This window comes from Acidovorax sp. NB1, assembly GCF_005405905.1.
Classification (GTDB): Bacteria; Pseudomonadota; Gammaproteobacteria; order Burkholderiales; family Burkholderiaceae_C; genus Acidovorax.
On the sequence record NZ_BJHU01000030.1, the window covers coordinates 209,610 to 231,101 of the forward strand.

A 21,492-nucleotide genomic window follows, 5' to 3' on the forward strand; every position below is an offset into this window, starting at 1 on the left:
TTGTTTGCGCAAGTCCTAAACAAAAAAGCCGACCAGCCAGCGCGGGTCGGCACGGGGGCAGCGGTGGCGCGGTCAGATCGTCTGGGTAGGACGGTCCGAGCCCAGCGCAGTTCCCAGCAATTCCTCGATCTTGGCCTTGAGCTGGCGGGATTTTTCGTCCTTGGGGAACTGGATGCCCACGCCCTGGGTGCGGTTACCTGCAGCACGGGCGGGCGTCACCCAGGCCACGCGGCCTGCCACGGGGTAGCGCTGGGTGTCGTCCGGCAAGGTCAGCAGCACATACACATCGTCGCCCAGCTTGTAGTCGCGCTGGGTGGGCACAAAGATGCCCCCTTCGGCAAAAAAAGGAATGTAGGCGGCATAAAGCGCGGCCTTTTCCTTGATGGCCAGCTGCATGACGCTGGGACGGGGCGCGGTGGATGGACTGCTCATGGGTGGGGGTGCGGCTTAGTGTTTGGAGTGTAGGGTGTTTCGCGCCTGGGCGACAAGCGCCTCCAGCATGAGCCCGCCATTGAACGGGTGGTCTGCCGTGCGCGCCGCCTTGGCCAGCGCGCGCGACCAACGCGTGAGCGCGCCCAACGGTGGCGTCTTGGGCAGGTCGGCTGGCGCGAAGTAGCGCGGTGCGGCGCCCACGCTGGCGGCCAACAGGTCGTGGCAGAGCTTTTGCAGCGCGTCGATCACCTGGGCCGGGGCCCAGTCGCCCAAGGCGGTCACGTCACCCCGTGCCACCGCCTGCGGCAAGGCGGACCAGGCTTGCGGGCTGCGGCCCGACTGGGCCAGCGCCAGGGCATCTTCGGGCCGCCCGCCTGCCGCGCGCAAAAACGACGCCGCCGCATCCCGGGCCAGGCCTTGGGCCTGCAACCACGCGAGGCTGTCGGCCTCGGCCGGCCAGACCATGGGGTGACCCAGGCAGCGGCTGCGGATGGTGGGCAGCAACTGGTGTGCAGCCTCGCTGGCCAGCACAAAACGCACGTCGCCCGGTGGCTCTTCCAGCGTCTTGAGCAGCGCGTTGGCCGTGACATGGTTCATCTGCTCGGCCGGGTAGACCAGCACGGCCTTGCCTTTGCCACGCGCCGAGGTGCGCTGCGAAAACTCCACCGCATCGCGCATGGCTTCCACGCGGATCTCGCGGCTGGGCTTGCGCTTCTTGTCGTCGATGTCGGCCTGGGCCTTTTCCGACAGAGGCCAGCCCAACGCCATCATCTGCACCTCGGGCATCAGCACACACAGGTCGGCATGGGTGCGCACATCGATGGCGTGGCAGCTGCCGCACTGGCCGCAAGCGCCCTGCTCCGTAGGCGCATCGCATAACCAGGCGCGCACCATCTCCAGCCCCAAGGCGTACTGCCCCAGGCCCGACGGCCCCTGCAGCAGCCAGGCATGGCCGCGCTGGGCCAGCAGGCTGGTGCGCTGCACGGCAATCCAGGGCGCCAAAGCCACGGTAGCTTCACTCATTGCGGCCCTCCCTGCGTGGCCACCATGATGGCCAGCCAGCCCTTGCGCACAAACACGCTGGTGAGCTGTTGCCACACGCGGTGGCGCTCCTGCGCAGCATCCAGGCGCGCAAAACGCAGGGGCGCCGCAGCGGCGCGGTCGGCATAGCCCTGGGCCACGCGGCGGAAGAACTCGACCGGCTGGGCCTCGAAGCGGTCGGGCACACGCGCACCGGCCAGGCGCTCGGCCGCCACCTCGGGGGCTAGGTCAAACCACACCGTCAGATCGGGTTCACGCATCAAAAGAGGGTCCTGCGCCAGTCCCGTCTGCGCCAAGCGCTCCAATATTGATAGCACTTCCAGATCAAAGCCTCGCCCTGCGCCCTGGTAGGCAAAAGTGGCGTCGGTGAACCGGTCGCACAGCACCACGTCGCCACGGGCCAGTGCGGGCTCGATCACGTTGCGCAGGTGATCGCGGCGGGCCGCAAAGATCAGCAGCGACTCGGTGAGCGCATCCATCGGGTCGTTCAGGACCATCTCGCGCAGCTTTTCGGCCAGTGGCGTGCCGCCGGGCTCGCGGCTCACGGTGACGGTGCGGCCCTGGGTGCGGAAGGCCGCTGCCAAGCCCTCGATGTGCGAGGACTTGCCTGCGCCGTCGATGCCTTCAAAGGTGATGAACAGACCGGGTCGTGACATGGGAGCCTTGGTTGACGGAGCCATCGGATTACTGCTGCCCGCGCTGGTAGCGGTTGACGGCGCGGTTGTGCTCCTCCAGCGAGGCGCTGAAGTGGCTGCTGCCGTCGCCCTTGGCCACAAAGTACAGCGCGCGCGTGGCCTGCGGCTGCACGGCGGCCAGCAACGCCGCCTTGCCAGGCATGGCGATGGGCGTGGGCGGCAGGCCGGGGCGGGTGTAAGTGTTCCAGGGGGTGTCGGCCTGCAGATCGCGCTTGCGCAGGTTGCCATCAAACTTCTCACCCAGGCCATAGATCACCGTGGGGTCGGTCTGCAGCAGCATGCCCACGCGCAGGCGGTTGACGAACACGCCCGCAATCTGGCCCCGGTCGCTGGCCTTGCCGGTTTCCTTTTCAACGATGCTGGCCAGAATCAGTGCTTCGTCCGCCGATTTCAGCGGCGTGTCGGCCGCACGCTGCGCCCAGGCGGCTTCGAGGCGGCGGTCCATGGCATGCATCGCCCGGCGCAGCAAGGCAATGTCGCTGGAGCCTTTGGCGTAGGTGTAGGTGTCCGGGAAGAATCGCCCTTCGGGCGCCACGCCGGGGCGGCCCAGTTGGGCCATCAGCGCTTCGTCGGTCAGGGCGGCGGAGTCGCGCTTGAGCTGCTCTTCCTTGGCCAGCGCCTGGCGCACCTGGCGCCAGTTCCAGCCTTCCACCAGGGTGAGCGCGCGCAGCGCCTCTTCACCCCGGGCCAGTTTTTGCAGCAGGCTGATGGGCGTGGTGCCGGGCGGGAGTTCGTAGTTGCCGGCCTTGATGGCGCGGTCCTGACCTGAGACGCGGAACCAGGCGTAGAGCAGGTGCGCATCCGTCTTCACCCCGGCCGCCACCACATCGCGGGCCACGCCGCGCGGCGTGGTGCCGGGCTCGATGGCCAGCTCCAGCGGCTCCGGGCCCAGATCCAGCGGCTGGTGCAGCCACCAATACGCAGCGCCGCCCAGTGCGATCCCCACCAACACGATCAAAGCCAGTAAACGTCGCACAACCCTGCTACCAATATGTATGAATCAGGGCATCATAATTCAGCGATGACTTACCCCTTGAATGGCATTGCCCCCCTGTCCCACCTCGGCGTGATTCGCGTGGAAGGCGAAGACGCCGCCAAGTTTCTGCACGGCCAGCTCACCCAGGATTTCGCCCTGCTGGGCATGGACCAGGCCCGCCTTGCGGCCTTTTTGTCGGCCAAGGGCCGCATGCAGGCCAGCTTCATCGGCTTCAAGCGCAGCGCCACCGAGGTGCTGCTGGTCTGCAGCCGCGACCTGTTGCCGCCCACGCTCAAGCGCCTGTCGATGTTTGTGCTGCGCGCCAAGGCCAAGTTGACGGATGCCACCGGTGACTTTGCGCTGTACGGCCTGGCTGGAGGCTCCGTCCCCGCAGGCGGGCAGCCCGCCTGGACCAAGGCGGACACAGGCGGCGCGTCGCTGGTCCACCTGTATCCGGCCGGCGGCCAGCCCCGCGCACTGTGGGTGGCCCCAGCGTCAGACCCAGCCCCCGAAGGCCCCATGCTGGACACGGCCCTGTGGCTCTGGAGCGAAATCCAGAGCGGCGTCGCCACGCTGACCACGCCCGTGGTCGAAGCCTTTGTGCCCCAGATGCTCAACTACGAATCGGTGGGCGGCGTGAACTTCAAGAAGGGCTGCTATCCCGGCCAGGAAGTGGTGGCGCGCAGCCAGTTCAGGGGCACGCTCAAGCGCCGCGCCTACATTGCCCACGCGGCGGCCGAGGTGGCGGTGGGGGCTGAGGTGTTCAGCACCAGCGACCTGGAGCAGCCCTGCGGCACCGTGGTGCAGGTGGCCGCCGCGCCGGGCGGTGGCTTTGCTGCCATCGTGTCGCTGCAGATCAGCGCCGCCCAAGAGGGCGCACTGCAGGTGGGCGCAGAAGGCGGCGTGGCACTGTCGCTGCAGCCCCTGCCCTACCCTTTGCTTGAAGATATTTGAACAAAAATGGGCTCTTGCGCGCGCCCATCATGCGCAATTAGCTCACCTTTTTATAGCGACCAACTACCACGGCCTAAAGCCGCCGCGCCATCGCAATGTGCGCAATGCCCGCTTCTTCGTACGGCTCGCCCACCACGGTGAACCCCGCCCGACGGTAGAAGCCCTCGGCGCTGCTCTGGGCGTGCAGTTGCACCTCGGCATCGCCCCGGGCACGCGCAGCGTCCACCAGCGCATCCAACAATTGGCGGCCCCACTGCGCGCCGCGCACGGACCGGTCCACCGCCATGCGGCCGATGCGGCCCACGCCGGGCGACTGCTGCAGCAGGCGGCCTGCGGCAATGGGCATGCCCAGCCGGTTGTAGAGCACGGCGTGGCGCGCCGAGATGTCGTGCATGTCCGCCTCGACCTCGGCCGGGATGCCCTGCTCGTGCACAAACACGTCGGTGCGCACACGGCCTGCGTCGCGACCCAGGGTGTTCCAGTCGCCCGTGCGCACCTCGGCCATCTCGGCGCCCGCTTCAAAGCCTTCAAAGATCGCGCGCAGTGCGGGGGGCACAGCGCGGGAGGTCTGCGTGGCCGGGTCGGCAAACACATAGACCAGTTCGGCCGAAATCAGCAGCCGGTCGCCACAGAAAATACCCGCCGTGAACAGGCACGACGAGTTGCCAATGCGCGTGCACTGCAGGCCCACATCCAGCGTGTCATCCAGGCGCGCCGAGGCGTGGTATTCGACCGTCGCCTTCTTCACATACATCTCGCCGCCCAGCGCCAGCATGCTCGCCTCGTACGGCAACGCCAGCGCACGCCAGTACTCGGACATGGCGGTATCGACATACATAAGGTAGTGCGCGTTGAACACGATCTTTTGCATGTCCACCTCGGCCCAGCGCACGCGCAGGCGGTGGAAACAACGGAAATCACTGCGTTGCATGGGTTGGTTTACTCCAGGTGAAAAGCCAGCCGCAGCGCACGGGCTGCGTCGGCGTGGGCCTTGCGCGCCTCGGGGATGGCGCGGCCCATCTTGATGAATTCGTGGGTCACACCGCGGTAGATGTCCAGATCCACCGGCACACCCGCCAGGCGCAGTTTGTCGGCATAGTCAACGCCTTCGTCCACCAGCGGGTCGCATTCGGCCAGGCCAATCCACGCGGGCGCAACGCCCTCCACGTCCGGCGCCAGCAGCGGGGCAAAACGCCAGTCTTCGCGCTCCTCGCGCGTGGTCACGTAGTGGCCAAAGAACCAGCTGATGGCGGGCTCTTCCAGCACCAGGCCGCGCGCAAAGGTGGCGTGCGAAGGCGTATCCTGGTGCGCGGCGCAGCCGGGGTAGATCAGCAGCTGCAGCGCCAGCGGCAGGCCCGCATCGCGCGCCAGGATGGCGTTGACGGCGGCCAGCGTGCCGCCTGCACTGTCGCCACCCACCGCCAGGCGCTGCGGGTCTGCGCCCAGGCCCTCGGCGTTGGCAGCGAGCCATTGCAAGGCATCCCACGCATCGTTGCTGGCCGTGGGAAAGCGGTGCTCCGGTGCCAGCCGGTAGTCCAGCGAGACCACCATGCAACCGGCCAGACGCGCCAACTCGCGGCACAGGATGTCGTGCGTGGCGATGTTGCCGATGGTGAAGCCGCCGCCGTGCGTGTACAGCAGCACGGGCAGCCCCTTGTCGGTGCTGGGCGCATACAGCCGCGCGGGCAGCATCACGCCATCGCGGGTGGGGATCAGCAGGTCCTCCACCCGCGCCAACGCGGCTTTGGGCACCTCCAGCACGTCGGCGCCTGCCTGGTAGGCAATGCGCGCCTCTTGCGGCGTGCGCGTGTGCAGCGGCGGGTGCCCGGCGCGCGCCATGCGTTCGAGCACGCTGCGCATCTGCGGAGTCAGGCGGGTGTGGTGGATGTGCAGGTCGGTCAACGGTCGGGGTCTCGATGGCAGAAAGAAAAACGCCCGCGCAGCGGCGGGCTGATGAGGGGACTTACTTGAAGGTCACACGCACGGGCGCAGCGCCGGGCAGGCCGTCGTAGGTCGCCGTCACCGCCAGACCCGACTTGGGCGGCAGCAACGCAGAGAACGAACCCAGGCTGATCAGGTCGCCTGGCTGCATGGCCAGGCCTTCCTGTGCCAGCGCACCGGCCAGCCACACCACCGCATTGAGCGGGTGGTCCAGGATGTCGCTGCCCTTGCCGCCACCCAGGCGCGCGCCGGTGCCATCGGTCAGCGACACGTTCATGTCAGCCAGGGCCTTCAGCATCGCGAAACGCTCGCCCCGGTACGCCGGCACAGCAATGGGCGCGCCCGCCACACCCAGGCGTGCGCCCACGTTGATGGCGGTGACGCCCGCGCCGTTGAGCTTGGGCGGGGCCTGCACCATCAGGTCGGGCAGCTCGATGAACGGGATGATCTGGTCCACGGCGTCCAGCACGTCCATGGGGGTCTTGGCCTGGTTGATGGCCGCACTTTTCACGCGCACCAGCATGTCGGCCTCGTAGAGCGGGCGGGCACCAAATGCGGGGTCCACCGTGGCGCCACTGGGCAGCACCATGCCTTCATAGAGCTTGCCCCACACGGGCTTGTCGGTGTTGAAGCGCTTTTGCACGGCGGGGTTGGTCAGGCCCGCCTTGTAGCCAATCACCTTGCCCATGCGCTGGGCCAGCAAGGCGTTGACCTTGCCGCGTGTGCAGGCGCCATCGGCGTCCGTCAGGTTCTCGGGGTTGGCGGCAGGGGTCTTGGCCACGTAGTTGGCCACCAGCTCGGCGGCCTGCGCATCGGTCAGGCACTTGGCCTGGGCGGTTGTCACAGATGCGACGACCACCAGGGCCGCCATCAGGGTTTGCTTCGTTTTCACGCGCGTCTCCTCCTTATAAAGTGGGTTTGAAACCTGTATCAAAGGCTGGCGAGCTATCGTAATCGCTGGCACTCCCATTCACACATCCTGTTGCACCATGGCTTTCATCTACTACGTCACCCAGATCCAGTTTGAATTCGGCGCCGTCAAGCTGCTGAAACAAGAGTGCGAACGCGTAGGCATCACCCGCCCTTTGATCGTGACGGACCCTGGCGTGAAGGCCGCAGGCGTGCTGCAAAAGGCGCTGGACGCGCTGCCGGGCATGGCGGTGGCCGTGTTTGACCAGACCCCCTCCAACCCCACCGAAGCCGCCGTGCGCGCTGCCGTGGAGATGTACAAGGCCCAGCGCTGCGACGGCTTGATTGCCGTGGGTGGCGGCTCGGCCATCGACTGCGCCAAGGGCATCGCCATTGCCGCCACGCACGAAGGCCCCCTCACCCACTACGCCACCATCGAAGGCGGCTCGCCGCGCATCACCGACCGGGCCGCGCCGCTGATCGCCGTGCCCACCACCAGCGGCACGGGCAGCGAGGTGGCGCGCGGTGCCATCATCATCGTGGACGACCACCGCAAGCTTGGCTTTCACTCGTGGAACCTGGTACCCAAGACCGCCATCTGCGACCCGGACCTCACGCTGGGCCTGCCCCCCATGCTCACGGCGGCCACGGGCATGGATGCGATCGCGCACTGCATGGAGACCTTCATGTCCGCCGCCTTCAACCCGCCCGCCGACGGCATTGCGCTGGACGGCCTCACACGCGGCTGGGCGAACATCGCGCAGGCCACCACAAACGGCAGCGACCGCGACGCACGCCTGCACATGATGAGCGCCAGCATGCAGGGCGCGATGGCCTTCCAGAAGGGCCTGGGCGCCGTGCATTCGCTCAGCCACAGCCTGGGCGGCGTGAACCCGCGCCTGCACCACGGCACGCTCAACGCCATGTTTTTGCCCGCCGTGGTGCGCTTCAACGCGCAGGCGGAGTCGGTGCAGAAGGAAAAGCGCCTGGAGCGCATGGCCCACGCCATGGGCTTGGCCAGCGCAGGCGACATCCCCGAAGCCATCCGCGACATGAACGCCCGCCTGGGCCTGCCCACGGGCCTGGCCGCCATGGGGGTGACCGAAAGCATGTTCGACGACATCATCAAGGGCGCCATGGCCGACCACTGCCACAAGACCAACCCGCGCATCGCCACGCCCGAGGAATACCGCGACATGCTGGCGCAGTCGCTCTGACGGCATCGCGCATCGCCCGCCGCCGGTCTTCCGACCCACGCGCGGGCTATGGCACCGGTGGCACGGTGTTGATCATTACAAAATGTCACAACTTTGCCACACTCCCCCACCAAGCTTCGATCAAAAGGCAGGCCGCGCAGCCCCAGCGGCTAGACTCGCTCCGGTTCACCATTAATTAACGATTCATTACCTGGGATGGGGGAGAGGGCCACCGCCGATGACGCGCACTGCAAATCTCAGCACCTGGCTTCTGCGGGGCACGTATCCCCGGCTCTACGTCCCCGTTGTGCTCATCATCCTGCTGGTCAGTGGCGTGCGCTACCACTACCTGCTGCAGGCCGAAACCAGCGAAGTCCACCGCCACGCGGCGGCCGAGCTGCGCCGCGCCAGTGACTACCTCCTGCCGCGCCTGGCGACCACGCCCACCCCGGATGCCGATGCCATTGCAGGCATCCTGCGCGATGGCATCACCCACCTGAGCCCCGGCGTGCAGGCGCTCCGGTGGGAGCCCTCAGAGTCGGCCCAGCAGCCCGCGTTGCCCGCCACCGAAGTGCACGCCCCCGCCCCCAGCGCCCCGGCGGCCCCAGCCTGGTTCGCCCGCTGGCTGAACATCCCCCAGCCCCTGCAACAGGCCGCGCAGCGTCTGGCCGATGGCACCCCGGGCCGGCTGACCATCGCCCTGCAAACCCAGCCGCTGGTGGACCGGGTCTGGGGCACGGTGATCGTCCAGGCCCGCATCTCGGCGCTCAACATCTTCACCATCCTGTTTCTGCTCACCCTGCTGCTGCGGGCCAATGCGCGCATGCTGCGTCGGCTGGCGGAAGCCACCAATGCCTTCCGCCAGGGCTACCTGGGCACCCGCATGGAGGTGACTGGCACCCTCGAATCCCGGGCCATGGCCGAAGCGTTCAACGACATGGCGGGCAAGGTCCAGTCGCTGGTGCTGTCGCTGCACGAAACCCAGCGCCAGCAAAGCGAGCAACTGCATTTCACGCGGCAACTGATCGATGCCCTGCCCCTGCCCGTGTTCGTGCGCCATGCGGATGGCACCTACGGCGACACCAACCGCGCCTGGCAGCGGCTCTTCCAGGCCCCTGTGGACCCGACCGGCGCGCACCACGCCTCGCCCATGCCCGAAGCCCTGGCGCCCGAACACTCGGCCCAGGTGGCCAATGCGCAGGACAACGTGGTCGCCATCCACCCCGTCCACGCTACCCACCAGCCGCCGCTGTACATGGCGTACTACGAAGCGCCCTTCACCAGCACCAGCGGTGCGCTGGCGGGCACCATCGGGACCCTGGTGGACGTGACCGAACGCAAGCGCGCACAAGAAGCCCTGCAGGCCGAGAAGGAACGCGCCGAAGTCACCCTGGCCTCGATTGGCGACGGCGTCATCACCACCGACCTGGCGGGGCGCATCGACACCATCAACGAGGCCGCGCAGCTGATGACCGGCTTCACCGCCCTGCAGGCCGTGGGCCGGCAGTTGGACGATGTGTTCCGCCTGTATGAAGAACCCGCCAGCCGCAACGCCAGCACGGCCGCCGAGCGCGACAGCCTGCCCGGTGCGCTGCAGCAGGCCACACACGAGGTGCTGATCCACCGCTCGGGCGAACGCTACGCCATCGAATACACCGCCTCGCCCATCCGCCAGCACAACGGCCTGGCCGTGGGCTGCGTGCTGGTGTTCCGCGATGTGACCGAAGCCCGCAACCTGCGCCACCAGATCTCCTGGCACGCCCGGCACGACCCGCTGACCGGGCTCTACAACCGCACGGCCCTGGCCGAGCGCCTCACCCACGCGCTGTTCGTGGCCCGCAACAAGGGCCTGCTGCTGGCCGTGTGCATGCTGGACCTGGACCATTTTCAGGCCGTGAACGACGCCTTTGGCAACCGCGTGGGCGACCGCCTGCTCAAGGAGACAGCCCGGCGCCTGGGGGCCTTCATCACCCCAAGCGATGCCGTGGCGCGCATGGGCGGCGACGAATTCGTGCTGCTGCTGGGCGAACAGCCGGGCATCCCGGCCATCGAAGCCCGCCTGGCCGTGCTCATGCAACAGCTGGCCGCGCCCTATGCCATCGACAACCGCGACGTGAACACCACGGTGAGCATCGGGGTGGCCGTGTTCCCGCACGACAACGCCAGCCCCGACACCCTGCTGCGCCACGCCGACCAGGCCATGTGCCAGGCCAAGAGCTTCGGCCGCAACCAGCTGCATGTGTTCGACGTACAGCAAGACCATGCCGTGCAAACCCAGCACACCCGCCAGACCCGCGTGGCGCAGGCCCTGCACGCGGGCGAGCTGGTGCTGCACTACCAGCCCAAGGTCAACCTGCGCACCGGCGAGATCATCGGGCTGGAGGCCCTGCTGCGCTGGCAACACCCCGAAGAAGGGCTGCTGGGCCCGCAACATGTGCTGCCCCTGGTGGAGGACACCGACCTGCAGGTCGAGCTGGGCGAATGGGTGCTGCGCCAGGCCCTGGCCCAGATGCGGCAATGGACCGACGCGGGCATGCTCTGGGAGGTCAGTGTCAACATCGCTGCGCCCCACTTCCACCGCCCCAACTTCGTGCCGCGCCTCCAGGACATCCTGCACACCTGCCCTGAAGTGTCACCCACCCGGCTGGAGCTGGAGATCCTCGAATCTGCCGCGCTCGAAGACATGCAGTACATGCGCAGCATGATGCAAAGCTGCCAGGCTCTGGGCGTGCGGTTTGCGCTGGACGACTTCGGCACCGGCTACTCATCGCTCTCCTACCTCAAGCGTCTGCCCGCCGAGACGATCAAGATCGACCAGTCCTTTGTGCGCGGCATCTTGGAGGATGGCGACGACCTCACCCTGGTCCAGGCCATCGTGGCCCTGGCCGCCGCCTTCCACCGCCATGTGGTGGCCGAAGGTGTAGGAACCGCCGAACACGCAGCCCGGCTGCTCGAACTGGGCTGCGAGCGGGCACAGGGCTACGGCATTGCGCGGCCCATGCCCGCCCACGAGGTGCTGGGCTGGGCGCGCGACCATGCGGCCCGTCACGCTGCCCGGGCGGTGCAGGACGCAGCCACGCGGCGCCCTGCGTCGGCTTGATGACCTGTGACCTGGGCAGCGAGGCGCTCAGTCCACCCTCATCCCGCCTACAGCGGATGCACGGCCCCCATGTCCGGCTGCTGCAGCCACTCGGCCCATTCATCGGCCAGTTGCTGGCTGGCGCTGGTAGCGCCCAGCCAGGCCTTGGCGCGCGCACGGCTGTCCGTGCCGTAGTGGGTGAAGTCATTGCGGTCCGGCAGCTTGGCATTGGGCAGCGCACGCACCCAGTCGGGGTTGGGTGACAGCACCACCATGTTGTCCAGCGCAGGCGTGGCCCGGTGGCGCCATTTCAGGCCCTTGTCCAGCCAGCCTGGCACCACCCGGTGCTGAAAGTGCGGATACAGCACGATGCCCGCAGAGCCCGGGCCTGCCTCCAAGGCCGTGTCCGTGGCCTGCGCACCCTCATCTTTCAAGGTTTTTAGGCCGTCTCCGCGCTCCCCCATTGCCTTTTCAGCTATCAAATTTGAAGCATCAGAACCTGACCTGCCATAGGCCAGATGCAGGTGGTAGTCGGTAATGCCGCCGTCCCAGTACGCTCCCCGGGGGGCTCCCGGTATGTTGTGCACCGCTTGCAAAACAAACGGAATCGAACAACTGGCCTGCAGGGCCTGCATGAAGTTGCCCGCATTCAGACCGACCTGCCGGGTGCGGTAGTCGGTTGTGGCAAAGGGCAGTTCCGCACCCGACGAAGAGAACACCACCCGCTCCAGCCAGGCCCCCATGGCCTTGCGGTGGACGGTGTTGGTCAGGAAAGCTCCCAGGTAGCCCAGCGGCGTTGCCACGCCATGCTCGCGCCCCAGCAGGTGCCGTCCTCGCGAGGTGATGATGTGAAGGCGGTAGCGCGGGTGGCTCAGCACCTCATCCACCCGCCCGCCATAAAACGCATCCAGGTTGCGCCCAAACCGCTCGCTCACATGGGCCGCCGTAGGGCGCTTCTTGCCCGGAGGCAGCTCGTAGTCTTGGTGGATGTAGTCGTGCTCCAGCCGCTCAAACGCCACCACCGATTGCTGCAGGCAGGCCGTGGCCATGCGCCACGCGCCAATCGATGCACCCACCAGATGCACGGGTTGCTGCGACTGCGGCAGCCATTGCCCAAAAATGAACCGGTCCAGCGGCCCCAGAATCAGTCCCTTGGGCCCTCCCGCCGCAGCAGGGATCACGCCCACATCGCCGGGCTGCAGACCATGGTGCTCAAGATGTTGCCGGGCGCGGGGGCCGGCGTGGATGCGCAGTGCTTTCATGGGGGCGATTGTCGCAAAGCAAAGCGCGCGCACCTGTCGCCAAGCCACGCGGGCCGGGACCGCACCCTGTCGGGCAGCCTCCAGCGCCTACACCACAAAATCCGCGACTTCAGGCCGTGCCGTCCAGTCGATAGGGTCCTGCTGCAGCACCATGTCGATGTCCAGGCCCAGCGTCAGGCCTACCTCACCGGGGAAGGACACGGCCAGCTCTTTCTCGCTCAGCTCCGCCTCGCGGGCGCGGGCGCGCCAGGCGGCAAGATGAATCACCCCCGCCAGCGGCTCATAGGCCTTGTTGTCGAACGGTGCGCTCTGGTACTGCAGGGCGTCGATCACCACCTCGGGCAGCTGCCAGCGGCGCGCGCAGCCCGCTGTGACATGGCCGTAGCTGTAGCCAAAGATGCGCTGCTCGATCTTGTCGCGGCGCAGGTCGAACGGGGCCACCAGCGTGTTGACCGACTGGGCTTTTTCCGGATCGACGAGGTGAATCACCAGCTCGCCCACCGCATGCAGCAGGCCCGCCGTGTAAGCGGCAATCTGGTTCTGGTGCACGATGCCGGCCAGCGAGCGGGCCAGCTTGGCGGTGTTGAGGCTGTAGCGCCAGAACTGCTGCATGTTCACGCCCGGCACCGACCGCGAGGTGGTGCCCAGCGGGGCTGACGACACCAGGGTGCGCAACTGGGCGATGCCCAGCAGCGCCAACGCCTCTGGGATGCCCGCAATCTGGCGCGGCAACTGGAAGGTGGGGGAGTTGGCCAGCTCCAGCAGGCGCGCAGCCAGGGCCGGGTCGGTGCCAAACAGCTGGTTCAGGCGCCGCAGGCTGGGCTCGCTCTGGGCCAGCTCGCTCATCAGCAGCGCCACGGCGCGCGGCAGGCTGGGCAGTGCCACAGGTTGGGCCAGCAGTGCGTTCAACTCCATGGGACAGGGCACCGGTTGTGATGGGGTGCTGGTGATTATGGCCCCCGGCAGGCCCCATCCGCCAGCCCGCAGTTACCGGCCTTTGGCCTGTTGCAACTTCGCAAACGCCGATGCCATGGCCGACGGCTGGGCCGCCTCGTTGGCGCGGCGTGGCGGCTGGGCGTAGCCCCGGCCTGCGCCTTCAAAACGGTTGTCGCGCGGGCCCCGGTCGCCTCGATCGCCCTGCGGGCGCGGCGCAGCGTCGAGCTTCATCGACAGGCCGATGCGCTTGCGCTCTACATCCACTTCCATGACCTTGACCTTGACGATGTCGCCGGTCTTGACCACCTCGCGTGCGTCGTTCACGAACTTGTGCGCCAGCTGGCTCACGTGCACCAGGCCGTCCTGGTGCACGCCCAGGTCCACAAACGCGCCAAACTGGGCCACGTTGCTCACCGTGCCCTCCAGCACCATGCCTTCCTTCAGGTCCTTGATGTCTTCCACGCCGTCGTTGAAGCGCGCTACCTTGAAGTCCGGGCGCGGATCGCGGCCGGGCTTTTCCAGCTCGCCCAAAATGTCCTTGACGGTGATCACGCCAAACTTCTCGTTGGCAAACAGCTCGGGCTTCAGGGTCTTGAGCATGTCGGCGCGGCCCATGATCTCGGCCACGGGCTTGCCCGTCTTTTCCATGATCTGTTCGACCACGGGGTAGGTCTCGGGGTGCACGCCGGTCATGTCGAGCGGGTTCTCGCCGCCCCGGATCCGCAGGAAGCCTGCGCTCTGCTCGAAGGTCTTGGCCCCCAGGCCGGCCACGTCCATCAGCTGCTTGCGGCTCTTGAACGCGCCATTGGCCTCACGCCAGCGCACCACGGCCTTGGCCACGCTGCCCGACAGGCCCGACACGCGGCTCAAAAGCGGCACGCTGGCCGTGTTCAGGTCCACGCCCACGGAGTTCACGCAGTCTTCCACCACCGTGCCCAAGGTGCGGGCCAGCTCGCTCTGGTTCACATCGTGCTGGTACTGGCCCACGCCGATGCTCTTGGGGTCGATCTTGACCAGCTCGGCCAGCGGGTCCTGCAGGCGGCGGGCGATGGAGGCGGCGCCGCGCAGGCTCACGTCCACATCGGGCATCTCTTGGCTGGCGTATTCGCTGGCGCTGTAGACAGATGCACCGGCCTCGCTCACCACCACCTTTTCGATGGCGCGATCAGCTTTAGCTGCCATCTTGATCAGGTCGGCAGCCAGTTTGTCCGTCTCGCGGCTGGCCGTGCCGTTGCCAATCGCAATCAGGTTCACGCCGTGTTTCTCCACCAGCTTGGCCAGGGTGAACAGCGATCCGTCCCAGTCGCGCTTGGGCTCGTGCGGGTACACCGTGGCGGTCTCCACCAGTTTGCCCGTGGCGTCCACCACAGCCACCTTCACACCGGTGCGGATGCCCGGGTCCAGGCCCATCACCACGCGCGGCCCGGCAGGCGCGGCCAGCAACAGGTCGCGCAGGTTGTCGGCAAACACCTTGATGGCCACCTTCTCGGCATCGTCGCGCAGGCGGGCGAACAGGTCGCGCTCGGTCGAGAGGCTCAGCTTCACGCGCCAGGTCCAGGCCACACACTTGCGGATCAAGTCATCGGCCTTGCGGCCGGCATGGCTCCAGCCCAAGTGCAGCGCGATCTTGCCTTCGGCAACGCTGGGCTTGCCAGGTTCGGGCTCCACGGGCAGCACCAGCTTGGCTTCCAGAACCTCCAACCCACGGCCACGGAACACCGCCAGCGCGCGGTGCGATGGCACGCGGCCGATAGGCTCGTCATAGTCGAAGTAGTCGCGGAACTTGGAAACCTCGGGGTCGTTCTCGTTCTTGCTCTCCACCTTCTTGCTGCGCAGCAGGCCTTCAGCCCACAGCCACTCGCGCAGGTTTTGCACCAGCGCCGGGTCTTCGGCCCAGCGCTCGCTCAGGATGTCGCGCACGCCGTCGAGCACGGCGGGCACGGTGGAGAAATCGGCGCCCGGCTTGCCATCGTCCAGCACTTCCGGCGGTTTCGTGAACGCTGCGGCCTCTGCAGCAGGGTCCAGCGTGGGGTCGGCAAACAGCTTGTCAGCCAGCGGCTCGATGCCGAACTCGCGGGCGATCTGGCCCTTGGTGCGGCGCTTTTGCTTGAAGGGCAGGTAGATGTCTTCCAGCTCCTGCTTGGTGGGAGCGGTCGCAATTGCGGCGCGCAGCGCATCGGTCAGCTTGCCCTGCTCGTCGATGGCCTTGAGCACGGCCACGCGGCGGTCTTCCAGCTCGCGCAGGTACGACAGGCGCGCCTCCAGTTCGCGCAGCTGGATGTCGTCCAGCCCGCCTGTCACCTCCTTGCGGTAGCGGGCGATGAAGGGCACCGTGGCGCCACCGTCCAGCAGCTCCACCGCTGCGCGCACCTGGGATTCACTGACTTTGATTTCTGCGGCCAACTGCCGAACGATCTGCTGCATGGGGGAGGGGCTCTCTGAGACGCGGTCAAACGATGGAAAAGCGAAGCGCGGGAGTTTGCCACAGGCGGTTTGGCCATTCCCCGGCCCTCCTGCAAGCGGCATGCTGATTGTTTTCAATACTGGAACAGTTAGTTTGCGACCAGGTAGTTTTCCCGTAAACACCATCGGCGTACAGTTCAACCCATCGATGAGCCGAACCCGCAAGGCGACTCACCGAACCGGTTCAGGAATGGTTTTTGACCCGGCTTTTTTGAGACGCTTTTTTCACTTTCAAGGATATTCATCATGAACAAGACCGCCCGTTTCCTCTCCGTCGCTGCTGTTGCCGCTTTCGCCGCTTTTGGTGCCCATGCAGATGAGGCCGACGGCTCGCAATTTGCCCTGAAGTTCGACACCAACCGCACCCGTGCTGAAGTGCAAGCCGAAGCCGTAGTGGAAGCCAAGACCCACAGCATGGAGCCAGCAGGCTCGCGCGTGGTGACCTACAAGTCCAACGCCGACCGCGCTGCCGTGCGTGCCCAGGCTGCCGAAGCCGTGCGCACCGGCCAAATCCCCCACGGCGAATTCAGCGCCATGTAATTGACACAGTTGCGGGACTTCCCATGGCGGTGGCACTTCGCGCGGTGCGGGTGCTGCTGCCATGGGAGGTGTTTTGGACAAGCACCCCCCGTACTTACCAAGCAAATTGGGCTCCCATGGGGAGCCCTTTTTGTTGGTGCCTGATTAACTCGGAAGTTTTTGAAACTCACCGCCGGTGGTTTCTGGCGCTTTCCACGCGGCCTTCGCTGTCGTATGAGCAGGCGACGCGCTTGCTGGCGGTGTTGGCGGTGCACGAGCTGTGCGAGTTCACCGCCAAGCAGGACGAGCTGGACCTGCGCCAGCACTTCATTGCCCGGACCGAACAGCAGGTGGCCCACCGTGCCGCACGCGATGCGGTACGTAGCACCTTGGCGTTTCCGTTTGGCGGCTTTCGTAGCGGCCAGAGGGCGCTGCCTGCTGACGCAGGCGCCCACGGGTATTGGCAAGACCATGGGCACGCTGTTCCCGCTGCTCAAGGCCGCGCCTGCGCAGGGCATCGACAAGGTGTTCTTTCTGGCAGCCAAAACCTCGGGACGGCAAACGGCACTGGATGCCCTGACGCGCCTGTCACACAGCGCACCGGCGCTGCCACTGCGCGTGCTGGAACTGGTAGCGCGCGACAAGGCGTGTGAACACCCGGACAAGGCCTGCCACGGCGAATCGTGCCCGCTGGCCCGGGGCTTTTACGACCGGCTGCCGGCCGCGCGCGCAGCAGCCGTGGCCACCATGCGCGAAGGCAGTCCCGCCCCAGCCCTGCTGCAAACCCGTGTGCGCGAAGTGGCCCTGCAGCACGACGTCTGCCCCTACTACCTGAGCCAGGAGCTGGCCCGCTGGGCCGATGTGGTGGTGGGCGACTACAACTACTACTTTGACCTGGGCGGCCTGCTGCATGGCCTGGCCCAGGCCAACCAGTGGCGCACGGCGCTGCTGGTGGACGAAGCCCACAACCTGGTGGAGCGCGGCCGCAAGATGTTCACCGCCGAGCTGCACCCCGCCGCTCTCACTCAGGCCCGCAGCAGCCCCACCGCTGCGCAGCACGCGCCAGTGAAGAAGGCATTGGACAAAGTGCGCCGCGCCTGGGTGGCGTTGGACAAGGCGCACCCGGCCCCGTACACAGTGCCCGAAACCTTCCCCGACAAGCTGCTGGCCGCGCTGCAGCAGTGCACCACTACGCTCACCGAACACTTTACCGATCACCCCACGGAACCCGACAGCGCGCTGCAGACCTTCTATTTCGACGCCCTGCACCTCCAGCGAATGGCCGACCTGCTGGATGCACATTCGATGGTGGACATCACCCAGTCCTCTAGCGCCCACCCCCACCGGGCCTCCAAACCCGGCGATTCGGTGGTCTGCATCCGCAACGTGGTGCCCGCACCCTTTCTGCAACCGCGCCTCGCTGCGGCACACACCAGCACCTTGTTCTCGGCCACGCTGCAGCCCGCGCGCTACTACGCCGACCTGCTGGGTCTGCCCGACGACCATGTATGGGTGGATGTGGAATCGCCCTTTGCCGCGCACCAGCTGCAGGTGCAAGTGGCGCGCCACATCTCCACGCGCTACCCGCACCGCGCGGCATCGCTGGCGCCGATTGCGGCGTTGATGGCGCAGCAGTTTCGCGCGCGGCCCGGCAACTACCTGGCGTTTTTCAGCAGCTACGACTACCTGCAGCAGGCCGCTGCACTGTTTGCGCAGCAGCACCCCGACGTGCCGCACTGGTGCCAGTCGCGCCGGATGCTGGAGGGGGAACAGCGTGAGTTTCTGGCGCGCTTCACCGACACCAGCCAGGGCATTGCCTTTGCGGTGCTGGGCGGTGCGTTTGCTGAAGGCATCGACCTGCCGGGAAAGCGGCTCATCGGTGCCTTTCTGGCCACGCTGGGCCTGCCGCAGGTCAACCCGGTCAACGAGCAGATCCGCGAGCGCATGCAGGCACTTTTTGGCGCAGGGTATGACTACACCTATCTGTACCCCGGCCTGCAAAAGGTGGTGCAAGCTGCGGGCCGTGTGATCCGCGCCCCGAGTGATGAGGGCACGGTGCACCTGATGGATGACCGGTTTGCACAGGCGCAGGTGCGTGCGCTGTTGCCGGGTTGGTGGACGGTCGGCTGACCGAAAAAAAGGCCAGCCACCTTGCGGCGACCGGCCTTGAAAGACTGTGGTTCCTGCCATCGCCCTGGAGCGGCGCCCGGCAGGCCTTGCAGCCAACAGAGAGTCAATCAGTACACAGTGTTCGTCACGTTGTGGCGGGCTCCGCCACCGCCAATTCCTTGGCCTTGCCCCGCTGGCGGAAGAACACAAAGGTCTGCCACAGGATGAACGCAGCGATCAGGCTGATCAGCGTGCCACTGATGGGGCGGTTGATGAACACTTCAAAGCTGCCGCGCGACAGCAGCATGGAGCGGCGGAAGTTCTCCTCCAGCATGGGGCCCAGGATGAAGCCCAGCATCAGCGGTGAAGGGTCCATCTCCAGCCGCATGAAGAGATAGCCCAGCGCACCAAACGCCACGGTGATGAACACGTCGTCGAGGTTGTTGTTGATGCTGTAGGTGCCGATGCAGCAGAAGAACAGGATCGCCGGGAACAACACGTTGTACGGAATCTTGAACACCGACAGCCAGTAGCGCACCAGCGGCACGTTCAGCACCAGCAGGAAGCAGTTGCCGATCCACATGCTGGCCACCAGGCCCCAGAAGAGTTCGGGGTGGCCAGCAATCATGTTGGGGCCGGGCTGGATGCCCTTGATGATGAACGCGGCCATCATCAGCGCCATCACGGCGTTCTCGGGGATACCGATGCTCATCAGCGGGATGAAGCTCGTGCGTGCAGCCGCCTCGTCCGCCGCAGCCTGGCCGGCCACGCCTTCGATGCAGCCAGTACCGATTTCATGCTTGTATTTGCTGACCTTCTTGTCCAGCGCGTAGGCCGCAAACTGGGCGATCACGGGGCCGCCGCCGGGCAGGATGCCCAGGATGGAGCCCACCACGCTGCCACGCAGCGCGCTGGGGATGATGCGTTTGAACTCGGGCCAGGTCGGGATGAGCTTGATCTTGCCGTTGAAGGGCGAGCGCTCTTCGCGCGAGTCAAGGTTCTTGGCGATCTCGGCAATGCCGAAGCAGCCCAGCGCAATGCTCACAATGCCCACGCCATCGGCCAAAAAGGGCATGTCCAGCGTGAAGCGGGCCAGGCCGCTGTTCACGTCCGTGCCTATGGAGCCCAGCAGCACCCCCACCATGCACATGGCCAGGCCATTGAGCAGGCTGCCAGTGGTCACAAAGCTCACGCACACAAAACCCACCAGCATCAGTGCGCAGTAGTCGGCGGGGCCGAACAGAAAGGCCACCTCGCCCAGAGTGGGCGCTAGGTAAGCCAGCACCACGATGGCCACGGTGCCGCCGATAAAACTGGAGAACCCGGCGGTGAACAGGGCCAGCCCTGTTTTTCCTTTCAGCGTCATCGCGTACCCGTCGATACACGCCACGATACTGCTCGCGTGCGGAATCTTCATGGTGATGGCGCTCACGCTGTCGCCATATTGCGCACCGTAGTAGATACCGGCCAGCATGATGAGTGCGCCGGTGGTGTCGATGGAGTAAGTCAGCGGCAGCAGCAGGCTGATGGTGGCCAGCGGGCCCAGGCCCGGCAGCAAGCCCACCAGGGTGCCCACGGTGCAGCCCAGGGCGCAGAACATCAGGTTCTGCAAAGTCAGCGCGTGGCTGAAGCCAAACGCGAGGTTGTTCAAGACTTCCATGGCGGCGACCTCAGTACAGCGGCAGGCTCACGCCCAACAGCTTTTGGAATGCAAACGCGATGCCGACCAGCACCGCAGCGATCTTCAGGTTGCGCTTCCACGAGTACGACGTACCCGCAAAGCCCGAGCAGAACACCAGAAACACGATGCCAGCGATCATGTTCACAAAGTGCGACAGCAGGGCAAAGCCGCACAGGCTGCCCAGAATGATGGCGATGTTGCGCACCTGGAAGTCCATGGGCACCGGCGCCACCAGGCGCGCGCGCACCACGGTAATGGCCCCGATCACAAACAGCATGCAGCTGACGATGAACGGAAACATGCCCGGCCCTGCGCGGCCGAGCGTCCCCAGTGAATAGCCCATCGACGGCAGGCCGAAGCCCAGCGCCAGGGCCATGAGGGCAAAGCCTCTGACGAGATTGCGGTTGATCATGAAAAAGTTGTCTCCTGAAGGCGTTGCAAACCACCCCCAGGCCTCTGCGAACGCTGCACGGGGCTGGGGTATGCTGACGCCCGAACTATTCCTACCCAACCTGATCGCTGGCTGATCGCAGCCATGCGTAATTTCACGTAGAGCCCGCCCAGCCATGCGCCTCCTTCTGGTGGAAGACGACCCCATCCTCAGCCGCACCATGGCCCAGGGCCTTGAAAACGCGGGTCACCGCGTTGAGCTGGCACACACCGTGGAAGAAGCCCAGCACTGGTGGGCCGTGCAGCCATTCGATGCTGTGCTGCTGGACCTGAACCTGCCCCACGCCGCCCACGCACGCAGCGGTCTGGGCAGCGGCCTCGCGGCCCTGCGCAGCGCACGCGCGCGTGGCGACCGCACCCCCGTGCTGGTGCTCAGCGCGCGCGACAGCACCGAAGACCGCATCGCAGGGCTGGACGCTGGCGCCGACGACTACCTGGGCAAGCCCTACGAGCTGAAAGAAGTGGAAGCCCGCCTGCGCGCCCTGCTGCGGCGCGCCAGCGGCACGGCCGACACGGTCACCGTGGGCCAGCTCTCGCTGGACCGGCAAGCGCGCCGTTTCAGCATTGGCGGTCAACCGCTGGAGCTGCCTGCACGCGAGTTCGACCTGCTGTGGGAGCTGATGACACCGCCCGGCCGCGTGCTCAGCAAGGGCGACCTGTCAGCACGCCTGTCCGACGCAGGCGAAGCCGTGGGCGAAAACGCGCTGGAGGCCTCGTTCTCACGCCTGCGCCGCAAGATCACCGGCAGCGGCGCCACCATTCGCACGCTGCGCGGGCTGGGCTACCTGCTGGAAGACGAGGCCCAATAGGGCACCATGCCCCGCCACCGCACCCTGTGCACACCATCTT

Annotated in this window: 17 protein-coding genes and 1 pseudogene; 6 read left to right on the plus strand and 12 right to left on the minus strand. The window is 66.5% G+C overall.

Annotated elements, in window-relative coordinates:
- Window positions 1–72: 72 nt before the first annotated feature.
- Genes AvAM_RS16185 through mltG form a run of 4 tightly spaced genes read right to left on the minus strand, consistent with a single transcriptional unit; the run spans window position 73 to window position 3,144 of the window.
- On the minus strand, window positions 73–432 hold the full coding sequence (locus tag AvAM_RS16185) for a PilZ domain-containing protein (RefSeq protein WP_015013859.1): 360 nt from the start codon (window positions 430–432) through the stop codon (window positions 73–75).
- Window positions 433–447: 15 nt separating this feature from the next.
- Entirely contained in the window at window positions 448–1,455 is a 1,008-nt protein-coding gene (locus tag AvAM_RS16190) for a DNA polymerase III subunit delta' (RefSeq protein ID WP_137748002.1), read from the minus strand.
- Window positions 1,452–2,129, minus strand: coding sequence for a dTMP kinase (gene tmk, locus AvAM_RS16195; protein WP_137748003.1), 678 nt, complete (start codon window positions 2,127–2,129; stop codon window positions 1,452–1,454). The genes AvAM_RS16190 and tmk overlap by 4 nt, the downstream gene beginning before the upstream one ends.
- 28 nt (window positions 2,130–2,157) lie before the next feature.
- The gene (gene mltG / locus AvAM_RS16200) at window positions 2,158–3,144 is read right to left on the minus strand and encodes an endolytic transglycosylase MltG (RefSeq protein WP_307722880.1); all 987 of its coding nucleotides are present in this window, start codon (window positions 3,142–3,144) and stop codon (window positions 2,158–2,160) included.
- Between the two features lie 45 nt (window positions 3,145–3,189).
- On the opposite strand from mltG, the gene AvAM_RS16205 reads away from it, so the two are divergent.
- The gene (locus tag AvAM_RS16205; RefSeq protein WP_137748004.1) at window positions 3,190–4,098 is read left to right on the plus strand and encodes a folate-binding protein YgfZ; all 909 of its coding nucleotides are present in this window, start codon (window positions 3,190–3,192) and stop codon (window positions 4,096–4,098) included.
- A 73-nt stretch (window positions 4,099–4,171) separates the two neighbouring features.
- Here AvAM_RS16205 and AvAM_RS16210 read toward each other — a convergent pair whose 3' ends face one another.
- The 3 genes from AvAM_RS16210 to AvAM_RS16220 all read right to left on the minus strand — a co-directional run bounded on the left by AvAM_RS16210 (window position 4,172) and on the right by AvAM_RS16220 (window position 6,931).
- Window positions 4,172–5,029 carry a YbgC/FadM family acyl-CoA thioesterase gene (locus AvAM_RS16210; RefSeq protein ID WP_137748005.1) on the minus strand — a complete coding sequence of 286 codons (858 nt, stop codon included), beginning with the start codon at window positions 5,027–5,029 and terminating at the stop codon, window positions 4,172–4,174.
- Window positions 5,030–5,037: 8 nt separating this feature from the next.
- Window positions 5,038–5,958 carry an alpha/beta hydrolase gene (locus AvAM_RS16215; RefSeq protein ID WP_249368181.1) on the minus strand — a complete coding sequence of 307 codons (921 nt, stop codon included), beginning with the start codon at window positions 5,956–5,958 and terminating at the stop codon, window positions 5,038–5,040.
- 103 nt (window positions 5,959–6,061) lie between these two features.
- Window positions 6,062–6,931 (minus strand): 2-keto-4-pentenoate hydratase, encoded by an 870-nt coding sequence (locus tag AvAM_RS16220; protein ID WP_137748007.1) that lies wholly within the window; start codon window positions 6,929–6,931, stop codon window positions 6,062–6,064.
- A 97-nt stretch (window positions 6,932–7,028) separates the two neighbouring features.
- On the opposite strand from AvAM_RS16220, the gene AvAM_RS16225 reads away from it, so the two are divergent.
- Window positions 7,029–8,165 (plus strand): iron-containing alcohol dehydrogenase, encoded by a 1,137-nt coding sequence (locus AvAM_RS16225; protein ID WP_137748008.1) that lies wholly within the window; start codon window positions 7,029–7,031, stop codon window positions 8,163–8,165.
- 217 nt (window positions 8,166–8,382) lie between these two features.
- Complete coding sequence (locus AvAM_RS16230; protein ID WP_137748009.1) at window positions 8,383–11,244, plus strand: EAL domain-containing protein; 2,862 nt, start codon at window positions 8,383–8,385, stop codon at window positions 11,242–11,244.
- 47 nt (window positions 11,245–11,291) lie between these two features.
- Here the strand turns inward: AvAM_RS16230 and AvAM_RS16235 are convergent, their stop codons facing one another.
- From AvAM_RS16235 to AvAM_RS16245, 3 genes are all read right to left on the minus strand, one after another.
- A complete protein-coding gene (locus AvAM_RS16235; RefSeq protein ID WP_137748010.1) occupies window positions 11,292–12,485 on the minus strand; it encodes a patatin-like phospholipase family protein in 1,194 nt (397 codons plus the stop codon).
- An 87-nt stretch (window positions 12,486–12,572) separates the two neighbouring features.
- A complete protein-coding gene (locus tag AvAM_RS16240; protein WP_137748011.1) occupies window positions 12,573–13,400 on the minus strand; it encodes an HDOD domain-containing protein in 828 nt (275 codons plus the stop codon).
- A 72-nt stretch (window positions 13,401–13,472) separates the two neighbouring features.
- The gene (locus tag AvAM_RS16245; protein ID WP_137748012.1) at window positions 13,473–15,845 is read right to left on the minus strand and encodes a Tex family protein; all 2,373 of its coding nucleotides are present in this window, start codon (window positions 15,843–15,845) and stop codon (window positions 13,473–13,475) included.
- 285 nt (window positions 15,846–16,130) lie between these two features.
- Between AvAM_RS16245 and AvAM_RS16250 the strand changes: the two genes are divergently transcribed.
- Window positions 16,131–16,424, plus strand: coding sequence for a DUF4148 domain-containing protein (locus AvAM_RS16250; RefSeq protein ID WP_137748013.1), 294 nt, complete (start codon window positions 16,131–16,133; stop codon window positions 16,422–16,424).
- Between the two features lie 299 nt (window positions 16,425–16,723).
- Window positions 16,724–18,533: pseudogene (locus AvAM_RS16255) on the plus strand (ATP-dependent DNA helicase); the annotation flags it as partial.
- 124 nt (window positions 18,534–18,657) lie between these two features.
- Here the strand turns inward: AvAM_RS16255 and AvAM_RS16260 are convergent.
- Window positions 18,658–20,172, minus strand: coding sequence for a tripartite tricarboxylate transporter permease (locus tag AvAM_RS16260; RefSeq protein WP_137748014.1), 1,515 nt, complete (start codon window positions 20,170–20,172; stop codon window positions 18,658–18,660).
- Window positions 20,173–20,182: 10 nt separating this feature from the next.
- Complete coding sequence (locus AvAM_RS16265) at window positions 20,183–20,605, minus strand: tripartite tricarboxylate transporter TctB family protein (protein ID WP_137748015.1); 423 nt, start codon at window positions 20,603–20,605, stop codon at window positions 20,183–20,185.
- Window positions 20,606–20,759: 154 nt separating this feature from the next.
- Here AvAM_RS16265 and AvAM_RS16270 point away from each other — a divergent pair, with 154 nt between their 5' ends.
- Window positions 20,760–21,452, plus strand: coding sequence for a response regulator transcription factor (locus AvAM_RS16270; RefSeq protein ID WP_137748016.1), 693 nt, complete (start codon window positions 20,760–20,762; stop codon window positions 21,450–21,452).
- Window positions 21,453–21,492 lie beyond the last annotated feature (40 nt).

Bases quoted from the DNA above. Each gene is read 5' to 3' on its own strand.
- AvAM_RS16235 (WP_137748010.1), bottom strand. From the start codon at position 12,485: ATGAAAGCACTGCGCATCCACGCCGGCCCCCGCGCCCGGCAACATCTT.
- AvAM_RS16265 (WP_137748015.1), bottom strand. From the start codon at position 20,605: ATGATCAACCGCAATCTCGTCAGAGGCTTTGCCCTCATGGCCCTGGCG.
- AvAM_RS16250 (WP_137748013.1), top strand. From the start codon at position 16,131: ATGAACAAGACCGCCCGTTTCCTCTCCGTCGCTGCTGTTGCCGCTTTC.
- AvAM_RS16230 (WP_137748009.1), top strand. From the start codon at position 8,383: ATGACGCGCACTGCAAATCTCAGCACCTGGCTTCTGCGGGGCACGTAT.
- AvAM_RS16245 (WP_137748012.1), bottom strand. From the start codon at position 15,845: ATGCAGCAGATCGTTCGGCAGTTGGCCGCAGAAATCAAAGTCAGTGAA.
- AvAM_RS16240 (WP_137748011.1), bottom strand. From the start codon at position 13,400: ATGGAGTTGAACGCACTGCTGGCCCAACCTGTGGCACTGCCCAGCCTG.
- AvAM_RS16205 (WP_137748004.1), top strand. From the start codon at position 3,190: ATGACTTACCCCTTGAATGGCATTGCCCCCCTGTCCCACCTCGGCGTG.
- tmk (WP_137748003.1), bottom strand. From the start codon at position 2,129: ATGTCACGACCCGGTCTGTTCATCACCTTTGAAGGCATCGACGGCGCA.
- AvAM_RS16260 (WP_137748014.1), bottom strand. From the start codon at position 20,172: ATGGAAGTCTTGAACAACCTCGCGTTTGGCTTCAGCCACGCGCTGACT.
- AvAM_RS16270 (WP_137748016.1), top strand. From the start codon at position 20,760: ATGCGCCTCCTTCTGGTGGAAGACGACCCCATCCTCAGCCGCACCATG.
- AvAM_RS16215 (WP_249368181.1), bottom strand. From the start codon at position 5,958: ATGCGCAGCGTGCTCGAACGCATGGCGCGCGCCGGGCACCCGCCGCTG.
- AvAM_RS16225 (WP_137748008.1), top strand. From the start codon at position 7,029: ATGGCTTTCATCTACTACGTCACCCAGATCCAGTTTGAATTCGGCGCC.
- AvAM_RS16185 (WP_015013859.1), bottom strand. From the start codon at position 432: ATGAGCAGTCCATCCACCGCGCCCCGTCCCAGCGTCATGCAGCTGGCC.
- AvAM_RS16210 (WP_137748005.1), bottom strand. From the start codon at position 5,029: ATGCAACGCAGTGATTTCCGTTGTTTCCACCGCCTGCGCGTGCGCTGG.
- AvAM_RS16190 (WP_137748002.1), bottom strand. From the start codon at position 1,455: ATGAGTGAAGCTACCGTGGCTTTGGCGCCCTGGATTGCCGTGCAGCGC.